Genomic DNA, 15786 nt, shown 5'->3' on the forward strand with positions numbered 1-15786 from the left:
GCTAGCGATCATACCAGATTGCGGATAAGTCCCTCTGGATAAATCTGATCATGAGGGGTTCATGTCCTATTTCCCGAATTGGCGTCTAACCAATAACAGCACCGTGCTGCCCGATGAGCGGCTTCCAACGCCAGCAGCCGTACCAATGGGCATCCAGCATTTGCTGGCCATGTCCGGCTCCACAATCGTCGCTCCCTTGCTCATGGGCTTTGATCCGAATGTTGCGGTATTCTTCTCTGGCATTGGAACGCTTCTGTTCTTTCTGATGACCGGTGGTCGCGTGCCGAGCTATCTCGGTTCGTCCTTTGCTTTCATTGCGGTGGTGATTGCAGTCACCGGCTATTCCGGCAGCGGCCCCAATCCTAACATCGGCCTTGCACTTGGCGGCATCATCGCCTGTGGCGCGCTTTATGCGGTGATCGGGCTTATTGTTATGGCAGTGGGTACAGGCTGGGTCGAAAAACTCATGCCACCGGCTGTCACCGGCGCGATTGGCGTGGCAATCGGTTTGAACCTCGCCCCTGTAGCCGTTGGTCAACTCAAGGGCACCGGCGCGCATATGACCATTGCGATGCTGACCGTACTCTGCATGGCGATGATTTCCGCCTATGGTCCGCTTGCGACCAAACGCATTGCCGTTTTGCTGGCGCTGCTGTTCGGCTATTGCCTCGTGCTAATTTTCGGCAACGGTCTAGGTTTCGTGCCGGGCATCAACTTTGCAGCCGTAAGTGCGGCGCCTTGGTTCGGCCTGCCAACCTTCGCAAAACCCGTATTTACCTGGCCTGCAATCACACTCATTGCGCCGGTCGCCATCGTGCTTGTTGCTGAAAATCTGGGCCACATCAAAGCGCTTGGCTCCATCACTGGTCAGAACATGGACCGCTATATCGGTCGCGGCTTTCTAGGTGACGGGATCGCCACAATGATTTCCGGTTCTGGTGGTGGTACAGGCGTCACCACTTATGCTGAAAACATCGGCGTCATGGCAATGACCAAAGTTTATTCGACGCTGATTTTTGTGATCGCTGCTGTCGTGGCAATCGCGCTCGGCATGTCGCCAAAGTTTGGTGCGATTCTGCAGACAATCCCCGCCCCTGTGCTGGCAGGTCTGGCAGTATCGGTCTTCGGTCTTATTGCTTCAGCAATGGCGCGCATCTGGGTCGTCAACAAGGTAAACTTTGCCGATCCACGCAATCTCTTCACGGTTGGTGTGGCGCTCATCTTTGGTGCCGGTGACTTCACTGTAAACATTGGAAGTTTCGCGCTGGGTGGAATTGGTACGTCCACTTTTGCCGCTCTGATTATCTACCAGCTGTTGAGCATTGGCCGTCCGAGCGGTGACGAGAAAAACTAAAAACGTGTCGCGCAAAACCAGTGAAGGTTTTGCGCGACATCCCCCGCCCTCATCAAGCGCGACGCGTGCCTGACGATACGATATCGAGATAGACGGCAAGCACCAGAATGCTGCCCTTGATAATTTGCTGCCAGAACGTATCGACGCCCAGCATCGACATACCATTGTCGAGGCTCGACATGATAAGTGCTCCGACCAGCGCACCAATCACCGATCCAACGCCCCCACGCATGGATGTGCCGCCGATAAAGCACGATGCGATGGCATCGAGTTCACCGCCAAAACCTGCCGATGGTGTGCCAGCCGCAAGACGTGCAGTCGTGGTGAGGCCTGCGACAGCCGCCATCAGTCCCATCAGCGCAAATACGGCCATCTTGACGAAGTTCACATTCACGCCGGAAAAACGCGTGGCTTCAAGGTTAGAGCCGACCGCATAAATATGCCGCCCGAAAACAGTCTGACGGGAAATGACGGTAAAGACACCGAGAATGACCAGCAGCACCAGAACCGGAACCGGCACACCCTGATAGCTGTTGAGGATTAGAATAAAGCCAAGGATCAGAATACCCGTACCCAGAAGACGCGCGGTTTCCATCGTTGGCGACAGTGTTTGCAGATTGTGCTTGCGCTTGCTGGAACGGGTTCTGAGCGTGATCAGGATCAGCACTGTAAACAGCACCATGGCACAGACATTGCCGAGCCAGCCGGGCAAATAACCCTGACCGATATATTTAAACCCAGGCGAAATCGGCGCGATGGTAACACCACCCATAATGCCCAGCACGATACCGCGAAACACCAATTGTCCGCCTAGAGTGACAATGAAGGACGGAATACCGAGATAGGCGGTCAGCCAACCGTTAAATCCGCCAAGGACTACCCCTAGCAAAAGAACCGTACTGATCGTGGCCCATAGCGGCCAGCCATACACCACATCGAGGACCGCCGCGACCCCGCCTAGCAGGCCTAGCAAAGCGCCCACCGAAAGGTCGATTTCACCCGCCACGATGACGAACACCATGGCTGAAGCCAACATGCCGGTGATTGCCATCTGGCGCAGAAGATTGGAGAAATTGCGCGCCGTCAGAAACTGCGACCGACCCATTTCCGGATCGTAAGTCATGATGGCGAAGAATGCCCAGATCAAAGCGACGACAATCAGCAGCGCCACGATCTTATATTCTGCGAGAAATTTTCTGAGGCTTTTGCCTGTCAACGTCATGTCATGCACCAGTTAGATTAGCTGCGGATCAATGTTAAAAAACTAGGCCGCATTGGTTGCTGGCTTGCCAATCGCCGCGGCAAGAACCTTCTCCTGGGTGAGGTTTTCATTCGGGAAATCACCGCGCAATTTACCCTCGCCAATGACGAGCACGCGATCGCTGATGCCTAGCACTTCCGGCATTTCTGACGAAACCATCAAAATCGATACACCCTGTTTGGCGAGTGCGAAAATCAGCTTGTAAATTTCGTACTTCGCACCAACATCAACGCCGCGTGTCGGCTCATCCAGAATGAGCACTTTCGGGTCAGGCAGCATCATTTTTGAAAGCACGGCTTTCTGCTGATTGCCGCCAGATAGTGAGGCAATAGCCAACATCGGATCAGCGGTCTTGACCTTGAGTCGCAAAATCTCACGCTGGATAGTCGCGAGTTCAGATTCCTTATCGATAAGGCCGCGCAGCGAAAAGCGATCAAGCACGGAAATCGTCATATTATGGCCAACTGGCATGATAGGCAGAATGCCATCGCGCTTGCGATCCTCAGGCACCATGCAAATGCCCTGCCGCACCGCATCGCGCGGCGTTCGGATTTTGATTTCCTTGCCTTCGAGGAAAACCTGCCCCTGATGGGCGCCCGGCCAGACACCAAACAGGCTCGATACGAGTTCCGTACGCCCCGCACCAACAAGGCCCGCGATGCCCAGTATCTCGCCGCGCCTTAGCGCGAACGAAACATTGTCAACTACTTTACGATCCGGATTGGTCACATCCCAGCAACTTACATTGCGGGCTTCAAACATCACCTCGCCAATGTCGTGTGGTTCGCGCGGGAAGAGGTTTTTCATCTCCCGCCCAACCATCATCGTGATGATATCGGGCGTTGTGAGTTCAGCCATAGGGCGTGTCGCGATATGCGCGCCATCGCGAATGACTGTGACCGTGTCGGAGATCTCTGCCACTTCATCAAGCTTGTGAGAAATATAAACACAAGCCATGCCCTGCGCTTTGAAGTCCTTGATCAGGTCGAGCAGAACCCGCGTTTCTGAAGCAGTCAGCGCCGAGGTTGGCTCGTCAAGGATTAGAAGCTTGGCATTCTTGTTGATCGCCTTTGCGATCTCGATCAGCTGCTGCTTACCGCCTGAGTAATGATAAACCGGCAATGCAACATTGATATCATTTATCTTGAGACGGGCGAGCAGTTCGGTCGCCCGTGCATTCATCTGGTCGTAGTCGATGAAACCGCCAGTCGTCGGCTCAGAACCGAGAAAGATATTCTCCGCGACCGAGAGGTGCGGCACCATCATCAGCTCCTGATGGATGATGACAATACCCGCAGCTTCAGTATCACGAATGCCACTCGCCCTAAGTTCACGGCCTTCCCAGAATATTTCGCCAGTCCATGTGCCATAGGGATAAACACCCGAAAGCACTTTCATCAGGGTGGATTTTCCCGCCCCGTTTTCACCGCACAGCCCGACACATTCTCCCGCGCGCACTTTCAGGTAAATGCCATCCAGCGCCTTCACGCCGTTGAACTCTTTACCGATGTTTCGCATTTCCAAAAGATATTCGGACATCAATATCGACCTTGCAGTATTTTTCAAAATATCCGGCGTTTAAATCCGCATCCGACAGCGCTGTCAGAAAAAGATTGCCAGATTTATGTAAGGCCAGATGCAAAAGCAGAGCTTACAACACCTGGCCCCACAACCCGTTCTAAGGTTCGCGAGACGGAAGGTTTACTTCCCTTCAATCTGATCCTTGGTGTAGAAGCCGTCGGTCACATAGACGTCGATATTGTCCTTGGTCACGGCAGTCGGCGTCAGCAGAAGCGTATCGACTTCCTTCGAACCGTTGTCGATCTTGCCGTTGAACTCCGGCTTTTCATCACGGACGAGCTGCACGGTAAGCTTTGCTGCTTCTTCAGCAATAAGCTTGAGCGGCTTGTAAACGGTCACGGTCTGCGTGCCGTCGACGAGACGCTTAACGGCTGCCAGATCGCTGTCCTGACCGGAAACCGCAGTCTTGCCTGCAAGACCCTGTGCTGCGAGCGCCTGAATTGCGCCGCCTGCGGTGCCGTCATTGGAAGCGACAACGGCATCAATCTTATTGGATGCAGCGGTCAGAGCATTTTCCATGATGGAGAGCGCTTCAGTCGGGCTCCATTCCTTGACCCACTGCGAACCAACGATCTTGACCTTACCGGAATCGACGGCTTCCTTCAGCGCCTTTTCCTGACCGGCACGCAGCAGCTTCGCGTTGTTGTCGGTTGGCGAACCGCCGAGCAGATAATAATTACCTTCCGGCTTAGCCTTCAGCACGGCTTCCGCCTGCATGAAACCAACGCGCTCATTGTCGAAGGAAATGTAAGCATCGATATCGGCATTCAGGATCAGGCGATCATAGGAAAGAACCTTGATGCCCGAAGCCTTAGCGTCGGCTACGACCGCATCAAAAACCTTCGAATTCATCGGGACGATCACGATGGCATCAACGCCCTGCGAGATAAGGTTTTCGACCTGCTTGACCTGCTTCTCTTCGTTTCCGTCAGCCGACTGAACATTGACCTTGGCACCCAGCTTTTCTGCTGCCGCGATGAAATAGTCGCGGTCGCGCGCCCAGCGCTCTACGCGCAGATCGTCAATCGAAAAGCCGATAACCGGATTTTCCGGCGATGCAAAAGCAGGCACGGCACCCATTGAACCGATACCGAGAGCTGCTGCCACCAGCGCGCCTGTTAGAAAATTACGACGTTTCATGCACGTTTCCTCCAATCACCGCCGGCTTTGTGCCGGTTGATAAATGACCTCGCCCCGAACGAACCCGCCCCCGGAGTCTGGCACGACAAAGCCACCCCCAAAGAGGCGCTCACTCTTTATCTGGTTGATCCTCCCTGCGGTGCTTTGCACCAAGATCACTCCAGCAGAACCGCGCGCTCAGGCACACGATCCCATCCTCGGATGCAATTGATACGTGAAGAAAAATGAATAGCAAGCATTTTTTGATTTACGTACCTCATTTTAGCTCCTATGTTCCGCCCCAAGGAGTGAGAATGAAACCCACAGTGCATGACATAGCCAGAACAGCGGGCGTCAGTCTCGCCACGGTTGACCGTGTGCTGAATGACCGTCCCGGCGTCAGAGCAAAGACTCGCGACCGCGTTACGGCCGCAATGGACACGCTCGGCTATGTTCGTGATGTGGGCGCCGCCAATCTCGCCCGGGGTAGACTCTACCAGTTCGATTTTATTTTGCCGGATAATGAAAACACCTTCATGCAGAGCCTGCGCGCAGAACTTGAAGCAGCGACAGAGCGGGGTCTGTCCGAGCGTGTTCTGATCAATCTCGTGCTTGTACCAGCGTTCAATGAAGCGGCACTTGTTAAGGCTTTGGATGAAAGCGCAGAGCGCAAACCTGATGGTGTCGCCTTTGTTGCAGTCGATACTGATCCAGTGCGGGAGGCTTGCGCACGGCTTACCCAATTGGGCATCCACACCGTAACACTGGTTTCCGATCTCGACCGCTCATCGCGGGCACATTATGTGGGCATTGATAATGGCGCGGCGGGACGGACAGCGGCGCATTTGCTGGGCCTGTTTGCCAACGGCACCGGCGGCGCCATCGCAGTTATCGCCGGTTCGCTGAAAGTGCATGACCATCTGGCGCGCTTTGAGGGCTTTAAAAGCGCAATGGAATCTGGCTTTTCAGGGCGCGAGATTCTGCCGGTTCTCGAAGGTTTTGATGAAGGCGCACGCGTTGAAAAGCTCGTGCTTGAGCTTCTTGAAAAGCACAAAGACGTGGCAGGAATTTATAGCCTGGGTGCAGGCAATAGCGGTCTTGTCCGCGCGCTCGCAGCTTCCCGAAACGACAGTCGACCCTTGGTCATCGCCCACGAACGCGATGGTGTCACATCGCAGGCTCTGAAAGATGGTCTTGTTCATGCTGTATTGGCACAGGATGCGGGACATGAAATTCGCAGTGCCATACGCGTTCTCAAAGCAACAGCGGACCGCCTCGCTATTGTGCAAGGACAGGAACATATCCGCATCGAAATCTTTCTCAAAGACAACCTGCCGCAGCTCGACTGAGGCGCGGAACACACGATAATTCGACTGGAGCAATTATGTATCTCGGACTTGATCTTGGAACATCCGGCGTAAAAGCGCTTCTGATCGACGGCGAACAGAAGCTCATTGGCTCAGCGCATGGTGAACTTGATGTGTCCCGCCCACATCCAGGCTGGAGCGAACAGGACCCTTCACAATGGATCAAGGCTTGTGAAGCAGCCATCGATGGCCTGCGCGCAGCACATCCAAAAGAGTTTGCCGCCGTTGCAGGCATTGGCCTTTCTGGTCAGATGCATGGTGCAACGCTGCTCGATGAAAACGATCAGGTGCTTCGGCCCTGCATTCTCTGGAATGACACACGCAGCTATAAAGAGGCTGCCGAACTCGATGCCGATCCGGCCTTTCGTGCCATAACCGGCAACATCGTTTTCCCGGGCTTTACCGCACCCAAACTCGTGTGGGTGGCGCGCAACGAACCGGATATTTTCGCGCGCACCCGCAAGGTTCTGTTGCCAAAAGATTATCTGCGCCTCTGGCTCACCGGCGAGTATGTATCCGACATGTCGGATTCCGCTGGCACAAGCTGGCTTGATACCGGCGCACGCAAATGGTCATCCGATCTGCTTTCCAAGACTGGGCTGACCGAAAACCACATGCCCAAACTTGCGGAGGGCAGCGACGCCACCGGAACTTTGCGTGCTGAACTCACCGCGCGTTGGGGAATATCCAACGCTCCTGTCGTTGCTGGTGGTGCGGGTGACAACGCTGCCTCGGCCTGCGGCATGGGAACCGTTCAGCCCGGTCATGCCTTCGTTTCGCTTGGCACATCAGGTGTTCTGTTTGCCGCCAATGGCGCTTATCAGCCAAAGCCAGAAAGTGCTGTCCACGCTTTCTGTCATGCGCTTCCCGGCACATGGCACCAGATGGGTGTTATCCTGTCGGCTGCGAGCGCTCTCGATTGGTTCTCGCGCATTACAGGCACCAGCCCGCACGCACTGGACGCCGAGCTTGGCGACACGCTCAACGCACCCGGCAGCACAACATTCCTGCCATATCTTTCCGGCGAACGCACCCCATACAATGACGCCAAAATTCGTGGCAGCTTCAACGGCCTTGAGCACGAAACAGACCGCAAAGCGATGACGCAGGCAGTCCTTGAAGGTGTGGCTTTTGCTATCCGCGATAACCTTGTGGCACTGCAATCGGCAGGCACGGAGATCAAATCGCTCATCGCAGTTGGTGGTGGTTCGCGCTCTGCCTATTGGCTCAAATCTATTGCCACAGCATTGAATGTTCCAATTTCTCTTCCCGAAGAAGGCGATTTCGGTGCCGCATTTGGCGCAGCACGTCTTGGTCTGATCGCCGCCAGTGGCGCCGATCCTTTTGCAATCTGCACGCCGCCGCGCACAGCCCGCACGATTGAACCCGAACACACGCTGACCGCTTCATATGACGAAGCCTATCAGCGGTACCACGCACTTTATCCCGCGCTGCGACCTCTGGCTCAGTAAGCCCAGACGCAGCGTCATCCGCATCAACATTGGAGGAGCATGATGAGCACCGGATTTTTCGGCGACATCCAGAAAATACGTTATGAAGGTCCCGACAGCGATAATCCGCTGGCGTTTCGCCACTATAATCCGGACGAAATCGTCCTCGGCAAGCGTCTGGAAGACCACCTACGTTTTGCAGTCGCCTATTGGCACACCTTCGCATGGGAAGGTGGCGACCCTTTCGGCGGACGCACGTTTGACCGCCCCTGGTATAAGGATGGTCTTGAAGCTGCCAAACTGAAAGCTGATGTAGCCTTTGAATTCTTCTCGCTTCTCGGCGCACCTTTCTATTGCTTCCACGACGCCGACGTGCGCCCGGAAGGCAATAATTTTGCTGAAAACACGAAGAACCTCGAAGCCATTGTCGATATTTTCGAGCGCAAGCAAGCCGAAACCGGCATTAAGCTTTTGTGGGGCACAGCCAATCTTTTCTCACATCGCCGCTATATGTCAGGCGCTGCCACCAATCCCGATCCGGAAGTCTTTGCTTTTGCAGCGGCGACCGTGAAAACATGCCTTGATGCAACCAAGCGTCTTGGCGGTGACAATTATGTGCTTTGGGGTGGCCGTGAGGGTTACGAAACCCTGCTCAACACCGATCTGACGCGCGAGCTCGACAATATGGGCCGCTTCCTCAATCTGGTGGTCGAGTACAAGCACAAGATCGGCTTTAAGGGTACAATTCTGATTGAGCCAAAGCCACAGGAACCAACCAAGCATCAGTATGATTACGATGTCGCAACGGTTTATGGCTTCCTCAAGCGCTATGGCCTCGAAAACGAGGTGAAGGTCAATATCGAACAGGGCCATGCAATTCTCGCAGGCCATTCATTTGAGCATGAGCTGGCATTGGCCCGCAGCCTTGGCATCCTCGGTTCCATCGACATGAACCGCAATGACTATCAGTCGGGCTGGGATACAGATCAATTCCCGAACAATGTGCCGGAAATGGCGCTCGCTTATTACCAGGTTCTGCTCAACGGCGGCCTGAAGAATGGCGGCACCAATTTCGATGCCAAGCTGCGTCGTCAGTCGCTTGATCCGCAAGACTTGCTGATCGGCCATATCGGAGGCATGGATTGCTGCGCGCGCGGACTCAAGGCTGCAGCCGGTATGTTGCAGGACGGCGCGCTGAGCAAGCCGCTCGATGAGCGTTATGCTGGCTGGTCTGGCGATTTCGGCAAGACGCTTGCAACCGGCATGTCGCTGGAGCAGATTGCATCAGAAGTTGAAGCAAAAGACATCAATCCGCAGCCGCGATCCGGTCGTCAGGAATATCTGGAAAACGTGGTCAACCGCTACGTTTAATCTTACGCAAAACAAAAACCCCGCTCATCGAGCGGGGTTTTTGTTTTAGTTCAGCGCCACGTTATGTGGTGTTCGACAGGCGGCAAAACGGTCTAACTTCTGGTCGTAAGCAGATGTCTTGACCGCCATCATGCCGAGCACAGTATGAAACAGATTATCATGCGATGACGGCTCCGCTGTCGTCTTGCGCAAGCAATCAAGATCAAGACCGGTATCGGCCGCATATTCCGGTGCAAACCATGTGATAAACGGTATGTGTGTCTGTTGAGATGGGGCAATGAAATAGGGAGCTGCGTGAAGGTAAAGACCGTCCTCGCCAAGCGACTCGCCATGATCGGACATATAAATCATCGCAGATGCAAACTTATCCTCATGCGCTTTGAGAAGGTCGACAACCTCTGACAGAATATGGTCCGTGTAGAGGATCGAGTTGTCATAGGCGTTGACGATCTCTTCTTGCGAGCATTTAGCGAAATCATTTGAACGACAGTCAGGTTTAAATCCCGCAAATTCAGCCGGATATCGGCGATAATAGGCCGGACCATGGCTACCCGTCATGTGCAGAACGATGGTTGCATTGCCGGAAACTTCACTGAGTTCTTTGGACAGGCTATCCACTAATATCTGATCGAGACACTCGCCGCCTTCGCAATAGCGCTTGTCCTGCGCACCCTGCAAATCGATCAACTTGATGCGTTCGGCAACACCCTTGCTGCCGGTATTATTCTCATACCAACTCGTCTGCACGCCTGCATGTTTGAGCACGTCCATCAGGTTTTCAGAACCGCGGAACTTCGTATTGGAATAGTCTTCACGGGTGAAAGGCGAAAACATGCAAGGCACTGAAACGGAAGTTTCTGTTCCGCAACTCGTTGTATCGGTGAAGGCAACAACATCGCGTTTTTTCAATTCAGGATTGGTTTCACGCGCATACCCGTTGAGACTGAAATTTTGCGCACGCGCGGTTTCACCCACGACAACGACTGTTACCAGCTTTTTGCCTGCCGGCAATTGCGTCAGTGTCTGTTTAGCATCAAGCCCAAGCGGCTCCATAACAATAGCGCGGTTCTTATAAACATGTGAGACATATTGGATTGTACTGGCAATGGGCGTGCTTGGCATCAGCTTCTGCATGATATCGGCACCATGCTCACGAAACATCGATGAATACGCAGCATAATTCGCACCAAGTATGGCGACTGAAGCAATCAGACAGGTGAAAATAATGCCTGTGTTTACCATCAGCTTGCCGAGAATAGGTCGATGTTTGATACGCACCCAGACAATCAATAATGACGGAACAACACCAAAAATTAGCATATGCCAGAGAAAGCTTGGCGTCAGGAGCGCACCCGATTCAGCCTGTGTAGTGGTAAGTGCGGCTTCAACGACATACTTGTCTATGATCGTTCCGAACGTATCTGTGAAATAAGAGCCGCCCGCCGCGATTAGCACAAACAGGATCAGCATCGGCTTGATAATATATTTCGCCGAAAACAGCACAAATAGCGCGACGTACAGAAGCAATAGCGCCACGGCTATGCCAGCCAGCCTTAATGGAGCATCAGCATAATAGGCGCCGATTGCACGCCAGAACGACGTGTTTGTGAATATAAGAACGTAAAGTGCCGTTAGAAGGCACAGTGGCCCGCTGGCAATCACAGGGCGGAACTTCTGCATGGAACACGCTTTCGAAAAGCTTTGAATTCGTACCCATAGAAACGTTCAATTATGTGATCGCTTTATCAGGCACGTTTCATTCAAACATAAAATCAAGATGGCTTTTCTACGGCGGCACAAAAGAAGCATTATAGATGCCGGATTGCCCAAACGAAAACGCCGCCCAGAATGGCGGCGCTTTCCAATTTTATTGCTTCAGAGACTTACCCATCCGCCATTTTTGTTTGACGATCGGACACAGGCATCGATGAATGCAACGCCTTTGACGCCATCGTCGACTGTTGGATAGATGATTGCACTGTCAGGGGTGGTGTTGTCGCGTTTGGCCTGAATAGCGTTTGCGGCTTCAGTGTAGATCGTTGCAAAGGCTTCGAGATAGCCCTCCGGATGGCCGCCCGGCACACGGGTCACACGGGTTGCAGCATCCCCAACACCTGCTCCACCACGGGTGATCAAACGCTTCTGCTCACCAAACGGTGTGAACCACAGGCGGTTTGGATCTTCCTGCGCCCATTCAATGCCGCCTTTGGTGCCAAAAACACGCAAACGCAGCGCATTTTCATTGCCCGGTGCCACCTGACTGCACCACAGCATCCCCTTGGCTCCGCCTGCAAAACGCAGCATCACATGCGCATTGTCATCCAGACGACGACCCGGAACGAAGCTATCAAGATCAGCCGCCAGACTGTCCAGTGTCAGGCCGGTGACAAAGGATGCCAAGTTAAAGGCGTGAGTACCGATGTCACCCGTTGCACCACCAAGACCGGATTGCGCGGGATCGGTACGCCACACGGCACCCTTGGCGCCCGTTTCTTCAACCGCTTCCGTGAGCCAGTCTTGCGCATATTCAACCTGCACCACGCGCAGATCGCCCAACGTGCCATTGGCAATCATTTCGCGCGCCTGCCGCACCATCGGGTAGCCGGTATAATTATGCGTCAGCACAAACAGCGCACCGCTTTCGTCGGCTACTTTCTTGAGCTTCTTTGCATCAGCCAAGGTCGAGGTCAGCGGCTTGTCACAGATCACATGAATGCCGCGGCGCAGAAACTCCTTTGCGGCATCATAATGCACATGATTTGGCGTAACGATTGCGACCGCTTCGATACCATTCTTGAGACGCGCTTCACGGATCGCCATGTCCTTGTAGCTCGAATAGATGCGGTCTTCCGCCAACCCCAGCTCGCGCCCCGAGGCTTGCGCTTTTTCTGGCGACGAGGACAAAGCCCCCGCCACCAGTTCAAAGCGATTATCGAGGCGTGAGGCCATACGGTGCACACCACCGATAAAGGCCCCTGCACCACCGCCAACCATGCCAAGTCGAATGCGTGGATTGGCTGTTTCTTTGGTTTTTGCTTCAATGGTCATTGGACTACCTTACAATCCCAGCATACGGCGATTGGCAGCATCATCGGTGCCGCCAGCAGCGAAGTCATCGAAGGCTTTGTCGGTCACGCGGATAATATGGTGCTTGACGAACTCGGCCCCTTCACGCGCGCCGTCTTCCGGATGTTTCAACGCGCATTCCCATTCAACCACAGCCCAGCCATCAAAATCATTGGCCGCCATTTTTGCAAACACTGCGCCAAAATCGACCTGACCATCGCCCAGTGACCGGAAGCGGCCAGCGCGGTTCACCCAGCCCTGATAGCCGCCATAAACACCCTGACGACCCGTCGGGTTAAACTCGGCATCCTTGACGTGGAACATCTTGATGCGGTCTTTGTAGATGTCGATATTGTCGAGATAATCGAGGCATTGCAGCACGTAATGCGATGGATCATAAAGCATATTCGCACGCGGGTGGTTCTTGACGCGTTCAAGGAACATCTCGAACGTCACGCCGTCATGCAGATCTTCACCCGGATGGATTTCATAGCAGATATCCACGCCATGCTCTTCCGCATGATCGAGGATTGGCAGCCAGCGGCGCGCTAGTTCATCAAATGCCGTTTCGACAAGACCGGCAGGACGCTGCGGCCATGGATAGATAAACGGCCAGGCCAAAGCGCCAGAGAACGTTGCATGAGCGCCGATACCAAGATTGCGCGAGGCACGGATTGCCATCTTCACCTGTTCAACAGCCCATGCCTGACGCGCTTTCGGATTGCCACGCACTTCCGGTGCTGCAAAACCATCAAAGGCTTCATCATAAGCTGGATGCACGGCAACAAGCTGGCCCTGCAAATGGGTTGAAAGCTCGGTCACTTCAACGCCATTTTCGCGCGCAACGCCTGCAAATTCGTCGCAATAATCTTTCGATTCAGAAGCCTTCTTCAGATCGATCAGCTGGCTTGCCCATGTGGGAACCTGCACACCGGCATAGCCTTTTTCTGCAGCCCATTTCGTGATGCCATCCCAGGTATTGAACGGCGCTTCATCTCCTGCAAACTGCCCGAGAAAGATCCCAGGCCCCTTGATCGTCTTCATCAAAAGTCCTCCGAATGAAATTCAAAATTGTATTGAGGTAACTCAAATACGCGCCCGACAAAGCGGGCGCGTAGAAGGATATTAGAAAGGAGAATCCGGGAAGTAGAACTGTTCGGCATTATCCTTGGTCACCAAAGTAGCGTCGAGGATGTAGTTACCGCTCACCGGAATCTGGTCGTAGAAATGACCAGCAGCCAACTGCATAGCGGTGGAAACCATTGCAGGCGGATAAAGCACATCGACCGGCATAAGCTTATCGCCATCCATGACCTTCTTGATCATGTCCTTGGAGCCAGCACCGCCGATGACATACTGGATGTCTTCACGGTTGGCCTGCTTGATCGCTTCAAGCACACCGACAGCCATATCGTCATCCTGACACCAGACAACATCGATCTTAGGGTACTTTGTCAGGAAGTCCTGCATGACGCGGAAGGCGTCGTCACGGTTCCAGTTGCCATACTGGCGATCAAGAATCTTGACGTTGGAGCCTTCGATACCCTTGTCAAAACCGTCCTGACGTTGCTGATCAATCGGGATCGGAAGGCCGCGAATAACGACGACCTGTGCATCAGGTGTGGTCTTCTTGATGTATTCTCCCGCGACCTGACCCAAGGCCGGATTGTTGCCCGCCACATAAAGATCACGGATCGAATTGTCATTGCTGCTTGGTGCGCGATCAACGAGCGCTACGAAAGTGCCCTTATCCTTGATTTCCTTGATCGCATTGACCAGCGGATCTGGATCGGTTGGCAACACGACAAGACCATCGAGCCCCTGAACAGCCAGATCCTGCAACGCATTTGCCTGGCTGGCTGCATCTGGTGATGTCTTGACGATCACGTTGAGGCCGGGATGCTCCTGCATCAGAAGCTTGGCGACGCGTTCGGCATGATAAACAACACCAGCTGTCCAACCATGGTCAGCAGCAGGTATCGATACGCCGATCGTCACCTTCTTATCCTGCGCACTTGCTACGCCGGTAAAGGCTAAAGCTCCAGCCGCCAAGGCAGCAAAAGCAACACCTAGAAATTTTCCTCGCATTATTTCCTCCCAAATGTTCAAGGGGCTTTATCCCTGAGTGACCGGACCGCCCCTTCAATCCCGTCAAACTTGTCGTCGGGGCGCGATAACGCTGTGCGTTGCGCCCCAGTTTTCATCGTCGCGAGAGCGACCGTTGCACCAGCATAGCAATGATGATGATCGCACCCTGAATCGCCCCGATCAGGTATTCGCTGATGAAATTGGAAAGCAGCATGATATTGCCGACGATTTCGAGAATGAATGCACCGCAGATTGTGCCCCAGACACGGCCCACGCCTCCCCGCAGTGCCGTACCACCGACAACGACCGCTGTGATCGCCTGAAGTTCCCACAACATGCCCGTGGTCGCAGAAGTTGAACCCAAACGCGGAACGTAGAGCAGGACGGCAACAGCGACGCACAACCCCTGCACCACATAGGCAATAGTACGAACGCGCTTGACCGAGATACCCGAATAGCGAGCCACATCTTCGCTGGAGCCCACCGCGATAACATGGCGCCCATAGCGCGTGCGATAAAGTACGAAGGCTGCAATTGCTGCTGTCACAAAAATTGCAATGACGGGAATGGGAACACCAAAAACCGAGCCAAAATAGGCAGGGCGATAAAGTGCCTGAATTTCGGGGTTACGCAGCGTAATTGCGCCACCCTGAGATAGCCATGTCGTCAAACCGCGATAAATGCCCATCGTTCCAAGTGTCGCAATAAACGGCTCAATCCCCCCGAGGGTCGTAATCAACCCGTTGGTGAGCCCGCAAAGTGCCCCCACAACCACTGCCAGAAGCACCGCCGCGATCAACATCATAACTGGATCGGCGATAACACCGCTGTTCATGAACATGATCATGATACTGCCCACGAAGGCAGCCATAGCGCCAACCGAGAGATCCAATCCTCCTGACGAGATTACATAGGTCGCACCCAATGCGATGATTGCGATGAAGGCACTGCGCGTCGCAACATTCAGCAAATTGTCGATGCTGATGAAATTCGGATTGGCAATCGTACCCAGAACAAGCAGCAGAAGCAGCGCAACAAAAGGTGCTACAGCCCGCAAATCCCAGTCGCGAGACGTCTTCGGCACCCTGCTTTTGTCAGTTACAACGTCAGTCATTTACTCCCCTTTTA

At 53.9% G+C, this 15786-nt stretch carries 12 protein-coding genes; 4 read left to right on the plus strand and 8 right to left on the minus strand.

Annotated features, from left to right (window positions below):
* Positions 1–61: 61 nt before the first annotated feature.
* Positions 62–1354, plus strand: a complete 1293-nt coding sequence (locus tag ABWV94_RS07995) for a solute carrier family 23 protein (RefSeq protein ID WP_353413039.1) — start codon at positions 62–64, stop codon at positions 1352–1354.
* A gap of 52 nt (positions 1355–1406) precedes the next feature.
* Here ABWV94_RS07995 and ABWV94_RS08000 read toward each other — a convergent pair whose 3' ends face one another.
* The 3 genes from ABWV94_RS08000 to xylF all read right to left on the minus strand — a co-directional run bounded on the left by ABWV94_RS08000 (position 1407) and on the right by xylF (position 5336).
* Entirely contained in the window at positions 1407–2576 is a 1170-nt protein-coding gene (locus tag ABWV94_RS08000) for a sugar ABC transporter permease (protein WP_353413041.1), read from the minus strand.
* Between the two features lie 42 nt (positions 2577–2618).
* Complete coding sequence (locus ABWV94_RS08005) at positions 2619–4154, minus strand: xylose ABC transporter ATP-binding protein (RefSeq protein ID WP_105519983.1); 1536 nt, start codon at positions 4152–4154, stop codon at positions 2619–2621.
* A 162-nt stretch (positions 4155–4316) separates the two neighbouring features.
* A complete protein-coding gene (gene xylF / locus ABWV94_RS08010; RefSeq protein WP_353413043.1) occupies positions 4317–5336 on the minus strand; it encodes a D-xylose ABC transporter substrate-binding protein in 1020 nt (339 codons plus the stop codon).
* Positions 5337–5629: 293 nt separating this feature from the next.
* On the opposite strand from xylF, the gene ABWV94_RS08015 reads away from it, so the two are divergent.
* From ABWV94_RS08015 to xylA, 3 genes are read left to right on the plus strand one after another with little or no spacing between them, the layout of a single operon-like run.
* The gene (locus tag ABWV94_RS08015; protein WP_112807524.1) at positions 5630–6664 is read left to right on the plus strand and encodes a LacI family DNA-binding transcriptional regulator; all 1035 of its coding nucleotides are present in this window, start codon (positions 5630–5632) and stop codon (positions 6662–6664) included.
* Positions 6665–6699: 35 nt separating this feature from the next.
* Positions 6700–8154, plus strand: coding sequence for a xylulokinase (xylB, locus tag ABWV94_RS08020; RefSeq protein ID WP_353413046.1), 1455 nt, complete (start codon positions 6700–6702; stop codon positions 8152–8154).
* Positions 8155–8196: 42 nt separating this feature from the next.
* Positions 8197–9504, plus strand: a complete 1308-nt coding sequence (gene xylA, locus ABWV94_RS08025) for a xylose isomerase (RefSeq protein WP_007877823.1) — start codon at positions 8197–8199, stop codon at positions 9502–9504.
* 45 nt (positions 9505–9549) lie between these two features.
* Here the strand turns inward: xylA and ABWV94_RS08030 are convergent, their stop codons facing one another.
* The 5 genes from ABWV94_RS08030 to ABWV94_RS08050 form a co-directional block, all read right to left on the minus strand.
* Positions 9550–11184, minus strand: a complete 1635-nt coding sequence (locus ABWV94_RS08030; protein WP_353413048.1) for a phosphoethanolamine transferase — start codon at positions 11182–11184, stop codon at positions 9550–9552.
* A gap of 195 nt (positions 11185–11379) precedes the next feature.
* On the minus strand, positions 11380–12552 hold the full coding sequence (locus ABWV94_RS08035) for a Gfo/Idh/MocA family protein (protein ID WP_353413050.1): 1173 nt from the start codon (positions 12550–12552) through the stop codon (positions 11380–11382).
* A 9-nt stretch (positions 12553–12561) separates the two neighbouring features.
* Complete coding sequence (locus ABWV94_RS08040) at positions 12562–13614, minus strand: sugar phosphate isomerase/epimerase family protein (protein ID WP_194780047.1); 1053 nt, start codon at positions 13612–13614, stop codon at positions 12562–12564.
* 81 nt (positions 13615–13695) lie between these two features.
* Positions 13696–14658: a substrate-binding domain-containing protein gene (locus ABWV94_RS08045; RefSeq protein WP_007877819.1), complete on the minus strand. Its 963-nt coding sequence runs from the start codon at positions 14656–14658 to the stop codon at positions 13696–13698.
* A 112-nt stretch (positions 14659–14770) separates the two neighbouring features.
* Positions 14771–15772 carry an ABC transporter permease gene (locus tag ABWV94_RS08050; RefSeq protein WP_007877818.1) on the minus strand — a complete coding sequence of 334 codons (1002 nt, stop codon included), beginning with the start codon at positions 15770–15772 and terminating at the stop codon, positions 14771–14773.
* Positions 15773–15786 lie beyond the last annotated feature (14 nt).

The sequence above is a fragment of the Brucella sp. NBRC 12953 genome, assembly GCF_040369775.1.
GTDB lineage: Bacteria > Pseudomonadota > Alphaproteobacteria > Rhizobiales > Rhizobiaceae > Brucella > Brucella pseudogrignonensis.

Bases quoted from the DNA above. Each gene is read 5' to 3' on its own strand.
- ABWV94_RS07995 (WP_353413039.1), top strand. From the start codon at position 62: ATGTCCTATTTCCCGAATTGGCGTCTAACCAATAACAGCACCGTGCTG.
- ABWV94_RS08000 (WP_353413041.1), bottom strand. From the start codon at position 2,576: ATGACGTTGACAGGCAAAAGCCTCAGAAAATTTCTCGCAGAATATAAG.
- ABWV94_RS08005 (WP_105519983.1), bottom strand. From the start codon at position 4,154: ATGTCCGAATATCTTTTGGAAATGCGAAACATCGGTAAAGAGTTCAAC.
- xylF (WP_353413043.1), bottom strand. From the start codon at position 5,336: ATGAAACGTCGTAATTTTCTAACAGGCGCGCTGGTGGCAGCAGCTCTC.
- ABWV94_RS08015 (WP_112807524.1), top strand. From the start codon at position 5,630: ATGAAACCCACAGTGCATGACATAGCCAGAACAGCGGGCGTCAGTCTC.
- xylB (WP_353413046.1), top strand. From the start codon at position 6,700: ATGTATCTCGGACTTGATCTTGGAACATCCGGCGTAAAAGCGCTTCTG.
- xylA (WP_007877823.1), top strand. From the start codon at position 8,197: ATGAGCACCGGATTTTTCGGCGACATCCAGAAAATACGTTATGAAGGT.
- ABWV94_RS08030 (WP_353413048.1), bottom strand. From the start codon at position 11,184: ATGCAGAAGTTCCGCCCTGTGATTGCCAGCGGGCCACTGTGCCTTCTA.
- ABWV94_RS08035 (WP_353413050.1), bottom strand. From the start codon at position 12,552: ATGACCATTGAAGCAAAAACCAAAGAAACAGCCAATCCACGCATTCGA.
- ABWV94_RS08040 (WP_194780047.1), bottom strand. From the start codon at position 13,614: ATGAAGACGATCAAGGGGCCTGGGATCTTTCTCGGGCAGTTTGCAGGA.
- ABWV94_RS08045 (WP_007877819.1), bottom strand. From the start codon at position 14,658: ATGCGAGGAAAATTTCTAGGTGTTGCTTTTGCTGCCTTGGCGGCTGGA.
- ABWV94_RS08050 (WP_007877818.1), bottom strand. From the start codon at position 15,772: ATGACTGACGTTGTAACTGACAAAAGCAGGGTGCCGAAGACGTCTCGC.